The following is a 17,049-nucleotide window of genomic DNA, read 5'->3' as shown; positions in this document are numbered from 1 at the left end:
GCCAATTGCGCCGCCCCAGATCAGGCCATTGAAGATGCTGACGCCCAGTTCCTTGCGCCACAAGCGCCAGGCCTGATTCACCTGCATCTGCCCCATGGCCAGGGCGCGTACGATCATGGTGATGGTCTGATTACCGGAGTTACCGCCAATACCAGCCACAATGGGCATCAGGGCGGCCAGCGCCACCAGCTGGTTGATGGAGTGTTCGAATGCACCAATCACCCGCGAGGCGACAAAGGCAGTGCACAGATTGATGGCCAGCCAGGACCAGCGGTTTTTCACTGAATCAATAACCGGAGCAAACAAGTCTTCTTCTTCTTTCAGACCAGCCAGGTTCAGCACCTCACTGTCTGACTCTTCCCGCAGCACGTCCACCATTTCATCCACGGTCAGCCGTCCGATCAAGGCTCCGCGCTCATCCACTACCGGAGCGGACACCAGGTCGTAACGCTCGAAGGCCAGCGCGGCATCGCGCGCTTCGTCCTCCGGGTGAAAGGACACCACTTCGGTAGCCATCACATCGGCCACCATGGCTTCCGGGTCTGCCACCAGCAGGCTGCGCAAGGGCAACACGCCACAGAGTGCCTCGTTGGCATCCAGTACGAAAATCTTGTCGGTCTGGTGTGGCAACTCGTCAAAACGGCGCAGGTAGCGCAAGACCACCTCGCAGCTGACATCGGCCCGGATTTTCACCAGTTCAAAATCCATCAGCGCGCCGATACTGCCTTCCGGATATGACAGGGCCGATTGCAATTGCTGGCGCTCGGCCTCGTCCAGTTCGCCCATGACTTCATAAACCACCTGCCGTGGCAGGTCGCCGGCAAGGTCAGCCAGCTCGTCGGTATCCAGCTGGCGAGCAGCGGCCAGCAGCTCGGCCGGGGCCATGGATTCGATCAGGGTTTCCCGGACGGCATCGGAAACCTCCAGCAGGATCTCACCATCCTGCTGTGCCTTGACGCGGTCCCAAACCAGCAGACGTTCATCCAGAGGCAAGGCTTCCAGAATGTAGGCGATATCGGCCGGATGCAGGTTTTGCAGCCTTTGTTGCAGCTCGTCCAGTGCCGGTGAGCTGGCAGGGACAATGCCATCCTCTTCGACATGCAGCGCGATCAGCCTTTGCACCTCGGCCAGGCTTTCGCTCAATCGTTCAGCAGTTTGTTTTTTTTCAATAACCGACAAGCACAACTCCTTCCGCCATGGCGACGGAGACGGGGCTACACGGTCGTAATGGCGGGAATCAACAAGGAAAAACGGGGAAGCCAGGGGCTATGGGATAACTGGGTAAGTCCATGTGCAATACCGCACCTTTTCGGTACGGCAGAACGTATAAACAGAAGCAGAATTGTAACATGAAGCCCCCTTTGCCTTCCAGCAAAGGGGGGATCTCAAGGCAGGTCGGCAAAGGCCATGCGCCGCTGGATGATGCGGGTTTTCTTCATCAGGCCGGTGGCATTGCGATGTTCATCGTAATAACGCGGATTGGGCACCATAGCCGCCAGCTTGGCAGCCTGTCCGGCAGACAGCCGGGCAGCACTGGTATGGAAGTAGTAGCGGGCGGCCGCTTCTGCACCGAACACACCATTCCCCCACTCGATGACATTGAGGTAGATCTCGAAGATACGGCGTTTATCCAGCACCTTTTCCAGCATCACGGTAATGGCTGCTTCTTCCAGCTTGCGCCATGGTGTTTTCTTGCTGGACAGAAACAGGTTTTTCGCCAATTGCTGGCTGATGGTGGAACCACCCGCCACGATGCGCCCCTGCTTCAGGTTCTTCTCGAAAGCAGCCTCGATGCCATCCCAGTCAAAACCTTCGTGATCGGCAAACTTGGCATCTTCCGCCGCAATCAGCGCCCGTTTCAGGTTGGGAGAAATCTGGGCGTATGGCACCCATTTCTGCCGCAGCTCAGCCTCGGGGTCGTCTTCCTGCAATTTGGCCAACTGCTCGTTCATGAAGGCACTGGCTGCCGGGTTATGACTGCGCCAGTAGACGATATGGCCGAAAATCCACAGGTTGTACAACACAATGGCGGCCACCAGGACCGCCATGATCTTGAAAGTGAGCCGCATCAAATCAGGCCAGCACTTCTCGCAACATATTGGTGACCTTGCGCGTGTCCGGTTTGACACCACGCCAGATATGGAAGGACTCGGCCGCCTGTTCCACCAGCATGCCCAGGCCATCGGCCAGCATGCCGGCATTTTCGCTTTGGGCACGTTTCAGGAAAGGCGTCAGACCCTTGCTGTAGACCATGTCGTAAGCCAGGGTGCGGGCGGTGAAGATGTTGGCCGGCAGCGGCGGAATTTCATTGTGCAGGCTGGTGGAAGTACCGTTGATGATGATGTCGAAGGTTTTGCCTTCCAGTGCCTCGTAGCCACTGGCAACCACCTCACCCCAGGGCGCGAAATGATGGGCGATGGATTCCGCCTTGATCAGGGTACGGTTGGCAATGGTCACCTTGGCCGGCTTCTGTTCCAGAATCGGTTCCAGCACGCCGCGTACAGCACCACCGGCACCCAGAATAAGGATGCTCTTGCCTTCCATCGGGAAATCGAGGTTTTCCACGATATCGCGTACCAGGCCGACGCCGTCAGTGTTGTCGCCATACACTTTGCCATCGCGGAAAGTCAGGGTATTGACAGCCTCGGCAGCGCGGGCACGCTCGGTCACTTCCTGCGCCATGCGGAAGGCATCGCCCTTGAACGGCAGGGTGACATTCAGGCCCAGGCCACCTTCTTTCACAAACTGGCCAACCACTTCGTTGAACTTGTCCAGTTCGGCAAACAGCTTTTCATATTGCACGGCTTCGCCGGTGGCGCGAGCAAACTCACTGTGAATGAACGGCGACTGGCTATGGGAAACGGGGTTACCGATGACGGCGTAACGGTTGGTCATGATCAGCTTTCTTGGATTCCTGTGGTGCTACCGCATTGTGCGGTTCATCTGCTGAGGTAGCACTTTGCCGTGTAACGTCATAAACATCAACCGGTCAATACCCCTGTCCCAACAAATCAGGCCTGCTTCAGCCTTGCACCCACGGCAAGCCATGGGCTTTCCAGCCATTCACTACGCCGCGATGCTCATGGGCATCCTTGTCGCCCTCAAAGCCCTCCATCACGTTGTATACACGGGCATATCCGGCGGCGGCTGCCTGTACGGCCGCTTCATGCGAGCGCACGCCGCTGCGGCACATCAACAGCAGCAAGGCCTGCTTGTCCACCGCGCCCTGCAATTGCGCAAGAAACTGCGGATTGGGCTGCATGCCGGGAAAACTGCGCAGCTCGATACGCAATGCACCGGGAACCACGCCGACAAATTGCCATTCCGCCGCACTGCGGACATCCACCAGTACGGCGCCTTCCACTTGCTGAATGAGGTAATAGGCTTCTGTCGGTGTCAGCGCGCCCTGATAGGACAATTGCTGACTGGCGGCACGTTCCGCGGCGGTTTGCAGGATTTTGACGGTTTGTTCCATGGGCTACCTTTCTTTGTAACGGGGCCGTGCCACACTATGGTGCGCAGGGCCTGCGAGTGCTTCGATGCTGTCAGCATCAGCTAATGCACCAATATCGATCATCTGCACGCAAAAAAGCATCATTTTGGTGCACAACTTACGGCTGGCAGGACCGAACACCCTGTGACACAATGATTGAATTAGCGTTCTTAGCCTGGCACGCTTCATGCTTCAAGCGAAGCGTACCATCTTTATCAAGCAATATTGCTTTCGATGCACGTTGCCTTTAGGAGAACATTCATGGCGGTTGCAGACGTAGTCAAGCTGATTCAAGAAAACGACGTCAAGTTCGTAGACCTGCGTTTTACTGATACCCGTGGTAAAGAACAACACGTTACCATTCCGGCACACGTGCTGCTGGAAGATGCTGACGAGTGGTTCGAGCGCGGCCACGCTTTTGATGGCTCCTCCATTGCCGGCTGGAAAGGCATTCAAGCCTCCGACATGCTGCTGATGGCTGACCCGGCTACCGCCAAGATTGACCCCTTCTTTGACGAACCGACCGTATTCATGTCTTGTGACGTGATTGACCCGGCCGACGGAAAGGGCTACGACCGCGACCCGCGCTCCATCGCCAAGCGCGCTGAAGCTTACCTGAAGGCATCCGGCCTGGGCGACACCGCCTACTTCGGTCCGGAACCGGAATTCTTCGTATTCGACAGCATCACCTGGGGCACCGACATGTCCGGTTGCTTCGTGAAGATCAAGTCCGAAGAAGCTGCCTGGGCCTCCGCTGAAGAATTCGAAGGTGGCAACACCGGTCACCGTCCGGGCGTGAAGGGTGGCTACTTCCCGGTACCGCCGGTTGACTCCGCACAAGACCTGCGCTCCGCCATGGTTCTGCTGCTGGAAGAGCTGGGCGTACCGGTTGAAGTGCACCACCACGAAGTGGCCACTGCCGGCCAGATGGAAATCGGTACCAAGTTCAGCACCCTGACCCAGCGTGCCGACTGGACCCAGATCCTGAAATACGTGGTTCAGAACGTGGCACACAGCTACGGCAAGACCGCTACCTTCATGCCCAAGCCCATCGTTGGTGACAACGGTTCCGGCATGCACGTTCACCAGTCCATCTGGAAAGACGGCAAGAACCTGTTTGCTGGCGACGGCTACGCCGGCCTGTCCGACACCGCCCTGTACTACATCGGCGGTATCATCAAGCACGCCAAGGCACTGAATGCCATCACCAACCCGGGTACCAACTCCTACAAGCGTCTGGTTCCGCACTACGAAGCTCCGGTAAAACTGGCTTACTCCGCCAAGAACCGTTCCGCTTCCATCCGTATCCCGCACGTGGCAAACCCGAAGGCTCGCCGTATCGAAGCGCGCTTCCCGGATCCGCTGGCTAACCCGTACCTGTGCTTCTCCGCGCTGCTGATGGCCGGTCTGGATGGTATCCAGAACAAGATCCACCCGGGCGATGCTGCTGACAAGAACCTGTACGACCTGCCGCCGGAAGAAGACAAGCTGATCCCGACCGTGTGCGCAAGCCTGGACGAAGCCCTGGCTGCCCTGGACGCAGACCGCGACTTCCTGACCCGTGGCGGTGTGTTCTCCAACGAATGGATCGACGCCTACATCGAACTGAAGATGCAGGAAGTGAACCTGACCCGCATGACTACCCACCCGGTAGAATTTGCAATGTACTACTCCCTGTAATCGGGCGATGGCACCTCCGGGTGCCTTGCCGGATACAGAAAACCCGCGCAAGCACTGCTTGTGCGGGTTTTTTCATGCCTGCCTGCTACCGCCGCGCTACCACCGGATACACTCAGCCCGGCAACTCGGCAAAAGCCTTGAGCATGGCCAGGCCATCCTGTGGCGCAACAACCAGTTGGCTGACCTCAAATGCCGGATCGAACACCGGGGCAAACTGGGGGAAGCGCGCCAGTGCTTCGGGCTGCGGCACATGGAAACCCATATACCACTGGCCAAACTCACGCTGTTTGCATTCGCTGCAAAACAGGGACTCCACCTGATGATGGCGCGGATCCTGGCTGATTTTGCTGAACGCAGCCTCAACCACAGCCTCCTCCCCCTCCAGCAACTGCAGGAAACAACCATCGCGGTACAGCAACAGGCCAGTGATCTGCCGGGCCTGATTATTGGCCACCGACTTGTCCAGGATTGCCGTCAAATCGGCAGGAGACAGGGCTGTGGTGGCCTTGCTGGAATAAAGCAACTGGATCAGCATGGGCCGGCTTTCTGTAAAGTGCCAGGACGATGGGCTGAACGGATGACTGCAAACATTTCCTCATTACCTTCTACATGGAGACCGGACATCAAATACAGGCACACGCCATGCCATTGGCACAAGGTGATGCCCGGGCGCATGATGACACATTCCGCAGATGTATGGCATGCTGGCCGCCGCCTTGTTGTCATGCAGATGTGACGCGAGACCACCTTTTGCTTATCATAGCGTCACATCCTCCCGTTTTCACCGCAGATGCCCGACACCATGAAAACCCTTGCTTTCTGCCTGCTGCTGACTTGTGGCCTGGCCCATGCCGAGGTGTACAAATACATCGACGCCAATGGCAATGTCACCTTCACCAATGTGCCGATCAAGGGCGCCAAGCCCATGCACCTGGCACCGCTGTCCACCTATGGCGGCAGCGGCAAGGGCAAGGCGGCCGCCAGCGGCAAATCTGCTTCCACACCGGATGGCTACCCCAGTGTGGACAACGGTACCCAGACCAAGCGCGACGAAGGCCGCCGCAAGATTCTGGAAAACGAACTGGCCAATGAGCAAAAAGCCCTGGCTGATGCACAAAAGGCTTACACCGACGGCGCGGCCACCCGCAACGGTGATGAAACCCGCAACTACCAGAAATACCTGGACCGGGTACAAAAACTGAAGGACGCCGTCACCGAGCGCCAGAAGAATGTGGACGCATTACGCCGCGAACTGGGGCAATCTTCATCATCTGCACAATAATGGTGCATCATTAAGGCCGATTTCGTGCATCTGCGGTGCTCCGGCTTGGCGTGCTTATTGCTAATAGCCAGATGCACAGCCTCATCCGATTCGGAGCACCATGAACTCGCCCAGCTTTGCCGGCCTGGATTTACTCGACACCCCGGTCCTGATCACGCATGCCGATGGCAAACTCGAATTTGCCAATCCCGCCTGTGAAAACCTGCTGGCCATAGGCCGGCGAGAGTTGCTGCGCCACTCGCTGTTCGAGTTGCTGCAAGACAGCCCCGCCCTGCGCCAGGCATTGGCCACCGCCTTACAACACAACTCCAGTTATATCGAGCACGACCTCGAACTGCGCACGCCACATGGCGAGCAGCCGCTACATATTGCCCTGTCGGTCACCCCGATTGACGCGGAAGGGCGGCTGGCGCTGGTCGAGCTGCGGCCACTGGATCAGCAACTGAAAATTGCCAACGAAGAGCGGCTTTTGCTGCAACAACAGGCTAATCGCGAGCTGATTCGTAACCTGGCGCATGAAATCAAGAACCCCTTGGGGGGAATCCGCGGTGCGGCCCAGTTGCTGGAACACGAACTGTCAGACCGGCCGGAGCTGAAGGAATACACCGAAGTCATCCAGGAAGAAGCCCTGCGCCTGCAATCGCTGGTAGACCGCCTGCTGGCACCGCATCGCCGCCATGTGCGCAGCGAAATCAATATCCACGAAGTACTGGAACGGGTACGCAGCATTGCGCTGGCCGAGTATCCACAGGGCCTCGTCATCCGCCGCGACTACGACACCAGCCTGCCTCACATGGTGGCGGACAAGGAGCAGCTGATCCAGGTGGTGCTCAATATCGTCAAGAACGCGGTGCAGGCCATGAAGGCCAAGGGCGAGGTGATTTTGCGCACCAGAGTGGCACGGCAGGTCACCTTGGCACGGAAGCGTCACGTGCTGGCATTAAAATTGCAGATTGTCGACAACGGTCCCGGTATTCCGGAAGAAATCAGGGATCACATTTTTTATCCCCTGGTCACCGGACGCGCCGAAGGCACCGGCCTGGGGCTGACACTGGCCCAGGCTTATGTACACCAACACGGCGGCAGCATCGAATTTGAATCCCGCCCGGGCCAGACCTGCTTTACCGTGATGCTGCCCTTCAGCAACACGGACTGAAACCAATTACAGAAACGAGGGCTGCTATGAATAACCCGGTGTGGATCATTGATGACGACAAGGCCATCCGCTGGGTCCTGGAAAAGGCACTCGGCCGCAGTGGCATCGGCTTTGACAGCTTTTCCAGCGCCGACGATGCGCTGAATGCCCTGTACGACAATACACCGCGCGTCATCATTTCCGACATCCGCATGCCCGGCACCGATGGTTTGAACTTTCTCTCCCGGGTAAAGGCCGATCATCCGCAGCTGCCGGTCATCATCATGACCGCACACTCCGACCTGGACTCGGCAGTGGCCGCATTCCAGGGTGGTGCGTTCGAATACCTGCCCAAGCCCTTTGATGTCGACCAGGCCGTGCAACTGATCGAGCGCGCACTGGCCGAGAGCAATAGCCAGATCGAAGCCACCGGCGGCGTGGAAGCCATGCCGGTGCTGCTAGGCCAGGCCCCTGCCATGCAGGACGTATTCCGCGCCATTGGCCGCTTGTCGCAATCCCATGTCACCGTGCTGATTACCGGCGAGTCCGGTACCGGCAAGGAGCGGGTGGCCGAAGCCCTGCACCGCCATTCAGTGCGTTCCAGCAAGCCTTTCATTGCCTTGAATACCGCGGCCATTCCCAAGGATTTGCTGGAGTCGGAACTGTTCGGCCATGAAAAAGGCGCATTTACCGGCGCACTGGCCACCCGTCGCGGCCGCTTTGAAGAGGCGGAAGGTGGCACGCTGTTTCTGGATGAAATCGGCGACATGCCCACCGAGCTGCAAACCCGCTTGCTGCGCGTGCTGTCGGACGGACACTTTTACCGCGTGGGCGGCCATGTACCAATCAAGGCCAATGTGCGGGTAATAGCCGCCACGCACCAGAACCTGGAAGACCGGGTCAAACGCGGCCTGTTCCGGGAGGACCTGTTCCACCGCCTGAATGTGATCCGCCTGCGTCTGCCACCCTTGCGCGAACGGCGCGAGGACATCCCGCTGCTGACCCGCCACTTCCTGGCCAAGAGCGCCAGCAGTCTGGGCGTGGAGCCCAAGCGCCTGACCGAAGCCGCCATGGAAGTCATCAAGTTCCACAGCTTTACCGGTAATGTGCGCGAACTGGAAAACCTGTGTCAGTGGATTACCGTGATGGCACCGGGCCAGCAGGTGGAAGTGGGCGACTTGCCCTCCGAACTGCGTGAACCGGAAGCCATTGCACCGGCGACGGAAAGCGATGGCAGCCCGGTAGTCAGCAGCGCCGTGCACGTGGTGGACTGGACGCTGGGGCTGGCGGAAGAAGTGGCCCGTCGGCTGCGCGCCGGTGAAGTCGGCATCATCGACGACCTGACCCGACGCTTTGAAGAAAGCTGCATCCGTACCGGGCTGGCCCACACTGGTGGCCGCAAGGTGGAAGCCGCCCATCTGCTGGGCTGGGGCCGTAACACCCTGACCCGCAAGATTCAGGAACTGGGTATGGAAGGGCATGACGAACATGCCGACCATGTCTAGGCGCTGACTGATCAGCCTGCCAATACGGTGAGGCCGGGGAGCGTGGCAAAGCTGCGCTCCCGCACCGTGGCCAGAAAATCCTGCATGAAGGCAAGCGGCGCATCCTCGCTGCGCACCGCAGCATACAACTCGCTACGCAGGCCGCCATCACCAATGGTACGCGCCACCACATAGCCCTTTTCCAGATAAGGCCGCACCGCCCAGTACGGCAAGGCCGCCACACCACGACGGCTGGCCACCAGCTGGATGATGGCCACCGTCAGCTCGCTGCTGCGCCGTGGCGGGTTCACCCCGGCGGGCAACAATACCTTGCGCCACAAATCCAGCATGTCGTCCGGCACCGGGTACTGGATCAGCGTTTCACCGGCGAAATCCGCCGCCTGCCAGATTTTCTTTTCTGCCAGCGGATGATCCCGCGCCACAATACCCACCATCTCGTAGGCAAACAAAGGGTGGTGCACCACACCGGCTTGCGGCTCCATTTCCGACACGATGGCCAGATCCGCCCTTTGGGTCAGCAGCAGGCTGACCGGGTCGGCATGAAAACCGGACACGATGTCCAGCTCCACCGCTGGCCAGTGCTGGCGGTAGCTGTCCATGGCCGGCATCAGCCAGTCAAAACAGGTGTGACATTCCACTGCCACCCGTAATTCACCAGCATCTCCTTCGCGAATGCGCGCCACATCCCGCTCCGCCGCAGCCACACGGCCCAGCAGTTCATGCGCCAGCGTCAGCAGTCGCTCCCCCGCCAGGGTAAAGCGCAGCGGCTGGCTTTTACGCTCGAACAGGGGCTGCTGATAGTAGGCCTCCAGCTGCTTTAGCTGATGCGACAAGGCGGACTGGGTGAGAAACACCCGCTCTGCCGCCAGCGACACGCTGCCGGTTTCCTGCAAGGCAATCAGGGTACGCAAATGACGCAGTTCCAGCACAGTCGGACCGTCCAATCATGAAAATAATTAATTCAAATCGACAAAATTATGCGTTTGAATCATACAACAAAAACCACCATGCTGGAGCCACTGACAACAAGGAGCTCCGCATGACCACCCTGCACCTGGCCGGTTTTCCCCGTATCGGCGCCAAACGTGAACTGAAATTCCTGCTGGAAAACTACTGGCAGGGCCAGATAGACGAGCAAGCACTACAGCAAGGTGCACGCGAACTGCGCCAGCGTCACTGGCTGCTGCAAAAGGGTGCCGGCATCACCCTGTCACCGCTGGGCGACTTCTCCTTGTACGACCACGTGCTGGATGCGCAGATTCTGGTGGGTGCCATCCCGCAGCGCTTCGGCTTTGATGCGGCCACCATCAGTCCTGAACAGTATTTCCAGCTGGCACGTGGCAACCAGCAACAGCCTGCGCTGGAAATGACCAAATGGTTCGATACCAACTACCACTACCTGGTGCCGGAATGGCATGCCGACACCCGCTTTGCCGCCAACCCGGCTGTCTTGCTAAGCCAGTTGGCCGAAGCACGGGCACTGGGCATCCGTACCAAGCCGGTTCTGATCGGCCCGGTCAGCCTGCTGTGGCTGGGCAAGTGCAAGGGCGGCGAGTTTGACCGGCTGCAACTGCTGCCAGCACTGCTGGCCTGCTATGAACAGATCCTGCAACAGCTGTCCGCAGCCGGCGTGAGCTGGGTACAACTGGACGAACCCATCCTGGCACTGGACTTGCCCGCCGACTGGCTGCAAGCCATCGCCACTGCCTATCAGCAATTGGGCAGCACACCGCTGAACCTCCTGCTGGCCACTTATTTTGGCAGCGTGGCAGAGCACACCGCCCTGCTCAGCACACTGCCGGTCGCCGGCCTGCATCTGGACCTGGTGCGTGCACCAGAGCAGCTGGCAGCCTTCGCCGCCCATTGGCCGACAGACAAGATTCTTTCCGCCGGCATCGTGGATGGACGCAATATCTGGCGCAGCAATCTGTCGGCCCAGCTGGCACTGCTGGAGCCTCTGGCTGGCCAACTGGGCGATCGGCTGTGGCTGGCCCCCAGCTGCTCGCTACTGCACTGCCCGGTAGATGCCGCCGCAGAAACCACCATGGATGCCGACATCCGCAGCTGGCTGGCTTTTGCCGTACAAAAGCTGAATGAGCTGAAGCTGCTGCAGCGTGCTCTGGAACAAGGCCGCAACAGCATCGTGCACGAGCTGCAAGCCAGCGACCATGTACAAACCCTGCGTCGCAACAGCCCGCTGATTCATCGCCCGGCAGTACAGGACAAGCTGGCCACCCTGCCCCCCGGTGCCGACCAACGCCGCAGCCCCTTCGCCAGCCGGGAGGCACAGCAACAGGACTGGCTGCAGCTGCCCCTGCTGCCCACCACCACCATCGGTTCCTTTCCGCAAACCGCCAGCATCCGCAGCGCACGTGCCGCCTTCAAGCGCGGTGAACTGTCTGCAAGCGAGTATCAACAGGCCATGCAGCAGGACATCGCGCTGGCCATCCGCCGTCAGGAAGCGTTGGGCCTGGACGTGCTGGTGCATGGCGAGGCCGAGCGTAACGACATGGTGGAATACTTTGGCGAACAACTGGACGGCTTTGTGTTTACCCGGCTGGGTTGGGTGCAGAGCTATGGCAGCCGCTGCGTCAAGCCGCCCATCATCGTGGGCGATGTGGCACGGCCGCAGGCCATGACCGTCAGCTGGGCCGTCTACGCGCAAAGCCTGACACAGCGCCCGGTCAAAGGCATGCTTACCGGGCCGGTCACCTTGCTGCAATGGAGCTTTGTCCGGGACGACCTGCCGCGCAGTACGGTGTGCAAGCAAATTGCCCTGGCCTTGAACGATGAAGTACTGGAGCTGGAAAATGCCGGCATCCGCATCATCCAGATTGACGAACCAGCCATCCGGGAAGGCCTGCCGCTGAAAAAGGCCGATCAGGCAGACTACCTGCGCTGGGCGGGCGAAGCCTTCCGGCTATGCAGCTGGCGGCTGGATGACAGCACGCAGATTCACACCCACATGTGCTATTCGGCCTTTGGCGACATCCTGCCGCAGATTGCCGCCCTGGATGCCGACGTGATCACCATTGAAACCTCGCGTTCGGACATGGCGCTGTTGCAGGACTTTGCCCGTTTCCATTATCCCAACCAGATCGGCCCCGGTGTTTACGACATCCACAGCCCGCGCACACCTCGCGCCGACGAAATGACGGCATTGCTGGAACAGGCCTTGCAGGTGATACCGGCCAGGCGCTTGTGGGTGAACCCGGATTGCGGCTTGAAAACCCGCAGCTGGCCGGAAGTGGAAGCCGCGCTGCAACGCATGGTGGCTGTGGCAAAAAACCTGCGCCAACAGCTGGCAGCAACGGCAGACTGACCGTCATCTATTGCAATTTGTAAAAACTATTTCTAGTATTTACTTACCAAGACTCTCTCTCAGGGCCCACCCCCGGCCCGCTTGGTACCCGCTGATCAAGGGCTCCTTCGGGAGCCCTCTTTTTATCTGCAACCCCTTATCGACTGCCGATGAAAAAACCCGCCACATGGCGGGTCTGCTGGCAAATCGCTGCTTCATTCATTGGGCGTCAGCATGCTCGGTGTCATCATCACCTTCAGCCGCACTTGCTCCAGATCGTGGCGTACTCGGTGGCTCAACCACCACACCGCCCCTTTCTTCACACTCCACAGCAAGGGCTGCTCGCCCAGCAGCTGGGCAGACAGGCGCCCGATATAAGGCTGATGCCCCACCAGCACGATGGTCTTGCCTGCCTCAGGCCAGTTAACGGCCTGCATCACCGCCTCGATCGAGGCATCCGGGTTCAGTTCCGGCAACACGGTGTAACGCTTGCTCAGCAGCGCTGCGGTTTGCTGCGAGCGTTTGGCTTCCGATGCCAGCAAGATAAAATCGCGCGGCAGACGGTCGCGCAGCCAAGCGGCCATCTGGCTGGCCTGTTGCTGACCACGGCGCGTCAGTGCGCGCGCCAGATCATCCGAGCCCTCTTCTGCCTCGGCGTGGCGCCATAGAATCAGATCCATCATTCACCTCCGTTATTGTTGTTGGTGCGGCATCACGGCAAGGTAAACCCGCCTTGTAGTGCCGCACGACATGCCTGTATCCCAGAGCATGACAGCAGACCGGCAGCCTACACCAGCCTTGTGTCAGCTGCATGTCGGACAAACACCTAGCCAGCCCGGCCTAGTGCAGCAAAGGTGCCAGCAAGGGCACCAGAATGGCCGTCACCACACCATTCAGCCCCATGGCGAGGCCAGCAAAGGCACCCGCCGTTTCCGACAATTGAAACACCCTGGCCGTGCCGATGCCGTGAGCGGAAATCCCGGTTGCCGTCCCCAGCACCATGTCGTCGCGCAAGCCCAGCAGATTGAACAAGGGTTTGACAATGACCGCACCGAATATGCCGGACAAAATCACGAACATGGCGGACAACTCCGGAATGCCGCCAATGCCCTGCGACACGCTCATGGCAATGGGCGTGGTAACGGCACGGGTGGTGAGCGACAGCAACACCTGCTGCGGCAATTGCAGCAGCCAGCCCACCCCCACCGCACTGACAATCCCTACCAGCCCACCAAACCCGATGGTGATGGCAAGGGGGCCGGCGGCACGCTTCAACCGCGACAGATTGCCATACAGCGGCACCGCCAGTGCCACCGTGGCCGGGCCCAGCAGCATCTGCACCATCACCCCGCCCTTCATGTAATCGCGATAGCTGGTGCCAGTGGCCAGCAACCAGGTCAACAGCAGCAGCACACCAATCAACACCGGATTGGACAAGGGATGCCCCTTGCAGCGACGGTTGAACAACACCGCCAGCTTGTAGGCCAGCAAGGTGACGAACACCCCGGTCAGGGGAGAGGTGTGGATCACGCTGAGGGCAGCATCGGTATTCATGCGCCCTCCTGATGTCGATGGCGCGCCAGCAGCAGCTTGAGCAACAGGCCGGGCAACAGCAGGGTCAGCGTGGTGGACAGCACCAGCACCACAATCAGCTGCCAGCCAAATCCGGCCAGCAAATCACGGTAAGCCAGCACCGCAGCCCCGGCCGGAATGAACAATAGAGACAGATGCGACAGAAAGCGCGGCACATTCAGCTTCATGCTTTCCGGTACGGATTTGCGCAGGGCCAGCGTGGCAAACAACAACAGCATGCCCAGCACCGGGCCAGGCAAGGGCAAGGAAAAAGTGCGGCTGATCAGTTCTCCAGCCAGCTGGTAGCCTACCAGCCACAACAGGGTTTCTATCATGATCGTCATTCCGCTTGCGGCAACATGGCTGACACAAGTCCGGCAAAGGGCAAGAACAGGGGCTTTCATCATACCTGTCGCAGCGCGGCGGTGAAATAAACAGGCAAGCGTATTGTCGTATTACAGGCGACAAACAGGACAAGCATCGTCCGGCTTTGGCATAATGCGCGCCATGATCGAGGATTCACACTGGCTGCCGCAGCCGCCCGCCCTCCCCCCGGCCCTGCTCGGTTTTGTCACCGAGCCCGGCTCGCTCACCGAACGGCTGCTGGCCACCGGCCACCGCTTTGCGGTGCAACCGCTCAGCCAGGGCAGCACCCCGGCCCATGCCGATGAACCCGCCCTGCTGGGCATCGCCCCGGACCAACCGCTATATGCGCGTCATGTACTACTGACGCTGGACGAGGTACCGGTCGTCTATGCCCGCAGCATTGCCCGGCTGGGCTGCCCGGTATGGCAGCCGATTCTGGACCGGGGCAGCCGCTCGCTGGGCTTCACCCTGTTTGGCGGCCTGCCACAACTGCAACGCGCCGCCTTGCACTACCGGCAACTGGACAGCAGCCACCCGCTGTATCAGGCCAGCGCAGCCCAGGCCGACAGCCTCAGCGCACGTCGCTGCCGTTTTGTGCTGGATGACGCCCCCATGGTGGTGTGCGAGGTGTTCCTGCCCGCCCTGAAAGACTTTGCCCGATGACACTGCACGCCCTGAAAGACCGCTACACCGTTTACAAACAGCTGATGCGCATGGACAAGCCCATCGGCACCCTGCTGTTGCTGTGGCCTACCCTGTGGGGGCTGTGGATCGCCGGCAACGGCAAGCCGGACCCGCTGGTGGTGCTGATTTTCGTGCTCGGCACTTTCCTGATGCGCTCGGCGGGCTGCGTCATCAACGACTATGCCGACCGCCACTACGACATGCATGTAGAGCGCACCAGCCAGCGCCCGTTTGCCCGTGGTGCAGTGACCGAGCGCGAAGCCCTGCTGCTGGCCCTGGTGCTGGCCATTCTCTCCTTCCTGCTGATCTTGCCGCTTAACCAGCTGACCTGGCTGATGAGCGTGCCAGCGGTTTTCGTGGCCGCCAGCTACCCCTTTACCAAGCGTTTCTTCCCCATGCCACAGGCCTATCTGGGCATTGCCTTCTCTTTTGGCATTCCCATGGCCTTTGCCGCGCTCAACAATCACGTTCCCGCACTGGCCTGGCTGCTGCTGCTGGCCAATGCCTTCTGGACCGTGGCTTACGACACCGCCTATGCCATGGCCGACAAGCCGGATGACCTGAAAATCGGCATCAAGACTTCGGCCATTACCTTTGGTGATCACGACGTCACCGGCATCATGCTGTGCCACGCCGTGTTCATCATCATGATGACCGGCATCGGCCTGCACCTGAGCCTGGGCTGGCCCTTCTTTGCCGCGCTGGCCATCAGCCTGGGCTTGATTGCCAAGCAGTATCTGGAAATCCGCACCCGCGACCGCGGACTGTGCTTCAAGGCTTTTCTGGACAACAACCGGGTTGGCGCGGTGCTGATGGCGGGGATTGTGCTGAGTTATCTGTTGAAGTGATGGGGTAGCTGGGTGGTGTTGCGGCAGGCCGGGCATCCGCTGACGTGGATGATGGTTTGCATTGCCGCATCCGTAGTTGCTAAGAAGACGTTGGGAATCCGCTGATGCGGATGATGATTTAAGTGCCGCTTCCGCGCGGCGGACGGGAAAGAGGGCTTGCCTGGCCAAGCCCTCTTTCACCTCCAAGGCCACCCCGGCAAGCATGGCCTGCGACTGCCCTCCGGGGCCTGACACTGCTGCGGCACGGCTGGAACTCGCGATTTGCTAAGGTCAAATCGCTCAGACATTGCAGGCGCTTAACACCTCGCCCCGGCCACCCGTCGGCATGCTTGACGGGGCCAAGGGTGGCGTCGGTGCGGTGGTAATTAATGGAATCGGGCTGAGTCCATGTGGAGGATATCGCCCTCAAGCACGCAGCCTTTTTCTGATTAAAACGGTGGTCGAGAGTAACGGGTCCCGTCAGTGCGAGCCGACACAGACGTGCCGCTCAGGGTCTTAAGCGGTCGGCTGTCCGCAGCGGTGCGACGCTAGCGCGCCGCGAGTTCCGGCCGCGCCCTGAGCGATGCGGCTGGGGCGGGAATTCGACGCGCTGCGGGTCGCCTTTTCTTTGGGTACTTTCTTTTGGCGAAGCTGTATAGACCGGAAACATGGTAGACGGGTGTGCGAACACATGGTGGACACATTCAGCTTTGCTGTTTCACTTCCCTCATGTCAATTTCCAGGCAATGCCGGAAGGCATAATACACATCAAATATTCCGTCACATCCTTCTCGTGGCCTGATCGCCACAGGCTGACGGTGCAAGGCATTGGATACCTTGAAACGCCTGCCGCGGAATTTCAGTTCACCATTCCAGCCCACTAGTCCAACCTCTTCACTCAGGTCATAACTCACCTCCGGCAAGACTTCCGGAAAGGCAATTACACTGGGGTGATACCGACTGATCGGCGTTTCCATCTTCAATGCTTCATGTGGCCGCTCATGGTTGTAAATCGCTCGCCAAGTATCGAAAGCGCATTGTGTGTGAGCCAAAGAATCAAATGCGCGCCCATTCAGGACCTCCGCCTTCAACGTACGGTGAAACCGTTCATCCTTGCCATTGGTTTGCGGATGATAGGGCCGACTATGGCTGGTCCTGATGCCAAGCCGAATCAACCACAACTCCAAAGTCGTCAGTTGCCCCG

17 protein-coding genes are annotated in these 17,049 nt (G+C 59.5%); 7 read left to right on the top strand and 10 right to left on the bottom strand.

Annotated features, from left to right (window positions below):
• The 4 genes from mgtE to JHD62_RS18535 all read right to left on the bottom strand — a co-directional run.
• On the bottom strand, positions 1–1,113 hold a 1,113-nt coding region (gene mgtE, locus JHD62_RS18550; RefSeq protein ID WP_370541089.1), incomplete at its 3' end, for a magnesium transporter.
• A gap of 272 nt (positions 1,114–1,385) precedes the next feature.
• Positions 1,386–2,069, bottom strand: coding sequence for a monofunctional biosynthetic peptidoglycan transglycosylase (gene mtgA / locus JHD62_RS18545; protein ID WP_199104141.1), 684 nt, complete (start codon positions 2,067–2,069; stop codon positions 1,386–1,388).
• Between the two features lie 4 nt (positions 2,070–2,073).
• A complete protein-coding gene (gene aroE / locus JHD62_RS18540; protein WP_045847613.1) occupies positions 2,074–2,895 on the bottom strand; it encodes a shikimate dehydrogenase in 822 nt (273 codons plus the stop codon).
• 127 nt (positions 2,896–3,022) lie between these two features.
• Complete coding sequence (locus tag JHD62_RS18535) at positions 3,023–3,475, bottom strand: rhodanese-like domain-containing protein (RefSeq protein WP_199104140.1); 453 nt, start codon at positions 3,473–3,475, stop codon at positions 3,023–3,025.
• A 279-nt stretch (positions 3,476–3,754) separates the two neighbouring features.
• Here JHD62_RS18535 and glnA point away from each other — a divergent pair, with 279 nt between their 5' ends.
• The gene (glnA, locus tag JHD62_RS18530; protein ID WP_045847615.1) at positions 3,755–5,173 is read left to right on the top strand and encodes a type I glutamate--ammonia ligase; all 1,419 of its coding nucleotides are present in this window, start codon (positions 3,755–3,757) and stop codon (positions 5,171–5,173) included.
• A gap of 112 nt (positions 5,174–5,285) precedes the next feature.
• Here the strand turns inward: glnA and JHD62_RS18525 are convergent, their stop codons facing one another.
• Positions 5,286–5,708 (bottom strand): BLUF domain-containing protein, encoded by a 423-nt coding sequence (locus JHD62_RS18525; RefSeq protein ID WP_199104139.1) that lies wholly within the window; start codon positions 5,706–5,708, stop codon positions 5,286–5,288.
• Between the two features lie 267 nt (positions 5,709–5,975).
• On the opposite strand from JHD62_RS18525, the gene JHD62_RS18520 reads away from it, so the two are divergent.
• From JHD62_RS18520 to ntrC, 3 genes are all read left to right on the top strand, one after another.
• The gene (locus tag JHD62_RS18520; protein ID WP_199104138.1) at positions 5,976–6,455 is read left to right on the top strand and encodes a DUF4124 domain-containing protein; all 480 of its coding nucleotides are present in this window, start codon (positions 5,976–5,978) and stop codon (positions 6,453–6,455) included.
• Positions 6,456–6,555: 100 nt separating this feature from the next.
• The gene (gene glnL, locus JHD62_RS18515; RefSeq protein ID WP_045847617.1) at positions 6,556–7,611 is read left to right on the top strand and encodes a nitrogen regulation protein NR(II); all 1,056 of its coding nucleotides are present in this window, start codon (positions 6,556–6,558) and stop codon (positions 7,609–7,611) included.
• Positions 7,612–7,637: 26 nt separating this feature from the next.
• Entirely contained in the window at positions 7,638–9,095 is a 1,458-nt protein-coding gene (ntrC, locus tag JHD62_RS18510; RefSeq protein ID WP_199104137.1) for a nitrogen regulation protein NR(I), read from the top strand.
• Between the two features lie 11 nt (positions 9,096–9,106).
• On the opposite strand, the gene JHD62_RS18505 is transcribed toward ntrC, so the two are convergent.
• Positions 9,107–10,024, bottom strand: coding sequence for a LysR family transcriptional regulator (locus tag JHD62_RS18505; RefSeq protein WP_199104136.1), 918 nt, complete (start codon positions 10,022–10,024; stop codon positions 9,107–9,109).
• 110 nt (positions 10,025–10,134) lie between these two features.
• Here JHD62_RS18505 and metE point away from each other — a divergent pair, with 110 nt between their 5' ends.
• The gene (gene metE, locus JHD62_RS18500) at positions 10,135–12,417 is read left to right on the top strand and encodes a 5-methyltetrahydropteroyltriglutamate--homocysteine S-methyltransferase (RefSeq protein ID WP_199104135.1); all 2,283 of its coding nucleotides are present in this window, start codon (positions 10,135–10,137) and stop codon (positions 12,415–12,417) included.
• A 194-nt stretch (positions 12,418–12,611) separates the two neighbouring features.
• Here metE and JHD62_RS18495 read toward each other — a convergent pair whose 3' ends face one another.
• The 3 genes from JHD62_RS18495 to JHD62_RS18485 all read right to left on the bottom strand — a co-directional run bounded on the left by JHD62_RS18495 (position 12,612) and on the right by JHD62_RS18485 (position 14,303).
• Positions 12,612–13,076, bottom strand: a complete 465-nt coding sequence (locus JHD62_RS18495) for a histidine phosphatase family protein (protein ID WP_045847621.1) — start codon at positions 13,074–13,076, stop codon at positions 12,612–12,614.
• A 160-nt stretch (positions 13,077–13,236) separates the two neighbouring features.
• Entirely contained in the window at positions 13,237–13,950 is a 714-nt protein-coding gene (locus JHD62_RS18490; RefSeq protein ID WP_199104134.1) for an LrgB family protein, read from the bottom strand.
• Positions 13,947–14,303, bottom strand: coding sequence for a CidA/LrgA family protein (locus JHD62_RS18485; RefSeq protein ID WP_045847635.1), 357 nt, complete (start codon positions 14,301–14,303; stop codon positions 13,947–13,949). The genes JHD62_RS18490 and JHD62_RS18485 overlap by 4 nt, the downstream gene beginning before the upstream one ends.
• Before the next feature lie 172 nt (positions 14,304–14,475).
• Here JHD62_RS18485 and JHD62_RS18480 point away from each other — a divergent pair, with 172 nt between their 5' ends.
• Together JHD62_RS18480 and ubiA are read left to right on the top strand one after the other, a co-directional pair.
• Positions 14,476–14,997 (top strand): chorismate lyase, encoded by a 522-nt coding sequence (locus JHD62_RS18480; RefSeq protein ID WP_233161089.1) that lies wholly within the window; start codon positions 14,476–14,478, stop codon positions 14,995–14,997.
• A complete protein-coding gene (ubiA, locus tag JHD62_RS18475) occupies positions 14,994–15,866 on the top strand; it encodes a 4-hydroxybenzoate octaprenyltransferase (RefSeq protein WP_199104132.1) in 873 nt (290 codons plus the stop codon). The genes JHD62_RS18480 and ubiA overlap by 4 nt, the downstream gene beginning before the upstream one ends.
• A gap of 683 nt (positions 15,867–16,549) precedes the next feature.
• Here ubiA and JHD62_RS18470 read toward each other — a convergent pair.
• Positions 16,550–17,049 (bottom strand): integrase core domain-containing protein (locus tag JHD62_RS18470; protein ID WP_199104131.1); only part of this gene is annotated, 500 nt, incomplete at its 5' end.

The organism is Aquitalea sp. ASV11 (genome assembly GCF_016429185.1).
Classification (GTDB): Bacteria; Pseudomonadota; Gammaproteobacteria; order Burkholderiales; family Chromobacteriaceae; genus Aquitalea; species Aquitalea pelogenes.
The sequence above is the reverse complement of the archived record's forward strand: the minus strand, read 5'-3'. Positions and strand labels throughout refer to the sequence as shown.

What these genes read in the sequence shown, in the direction of transcription:
- mtgA (WP_199104141.1), bottom strand. Translation starts at nt 2,069, where the DNA reads ATGCGGCTCACTTTCAAGATCATGGCGGTCCTGGTGGCCGCCATTGTG.
- aroE (WP_045847613.1), bottom strand. Translation starts at nt 2,895, where the DNA reads ATGACCAACCGTTACGCCGTCATCGGTAACCCCGTTTCCCATAGCCAG.
- JHD62_RS18535 (WP_199104140.1), bottom strand. Translation starts at nt 3,475, where the DNA reads ATGGAACAAACCGTCAAAATCCTGCAAACCGCCGCGGAACGTGCCGCC.
- glnA (WP_045847615.1), top strand. Translation starts at nt 3,755, where the DNA reads ATGGCGGTTGCAGACGTAGTCAAGCTGATTCAAGAAAACGACGTCAAG.
- JHD62_RS18525 (WP_199104139.1), bottom strand. Translation starts at nt 5,708, where the DNA reads ATGCTGATCCAGTTGCTTTATTCCAGCAAGGCCACCACAGCCCTGTCT.
- JHD62_RS18520 (WP_199104138.1), top strand. Translation starts at nt 5,976, where the DNA reads ATGAAAACCCTTGCTTTCTGCCTGCTGCTGACTTGTGGCCTGGCCCAT.
- glnL (WP_045847617.1), top strand. Translation starts at nt 6,556, where the DNA reads ATGAACTCGCCCAGCTTTGCCGGCCTGGATTTACTCGACACCCCGGTC.
- ntrC (WP_199104137.1), top strand. Translation starts at nt 7,638, where the DNA reads ATGAATAACCCGGTGTGGATCATTGATGACGACAAGGCCATCCGCTGG.
- metE (WP_199104135.1), top strand. Translation starts at nt 10,135, where the DNA reads ATGACCACCCTGCACCTGGCCGGTTTTCCCCGTATCGGCGCCAAACGT.
- JHD62_RS18495 (WP_045847621.1), bottom strand. Translation starts at nt 13,076, where the DNA reads ATGGATCTGATTCTATGGCGCCACGCCGAGGCAGAAGAGGGCTCGGAT.
- JHD62_RS18490 (WP_199104134.1), bottom strand. Translation starts at nt 13,950, where the DNA reads ATGAATACCGATGCTGCCCTCAGCGTGATCCACACCTCTCCCCTGACC.
- JHD62_RS18485 (WP_045847635.1), bottom strand. Translation starts at nt 14,303, where the DNA reads ATGATAGAAACCCTGTTGTGGCTGGTAGGCTACCAGCTGGCTGGAGAA.
- JHD62_RS18480 (WP_233161089.1), top strand. Translation starts at nt 14,476, where the DNA reads ATGATCGAGGATTCACACTGGCTGCCGCAGCCGCCCGCCCTCCCCCCG.
- ubiA (WP_199104132.1), top strand. Translation starts at nt 14,994, where the DNA reads ATGACACTGCACGCCCTGAAAGACCGCTACACCGTTTACAAACAGCTG.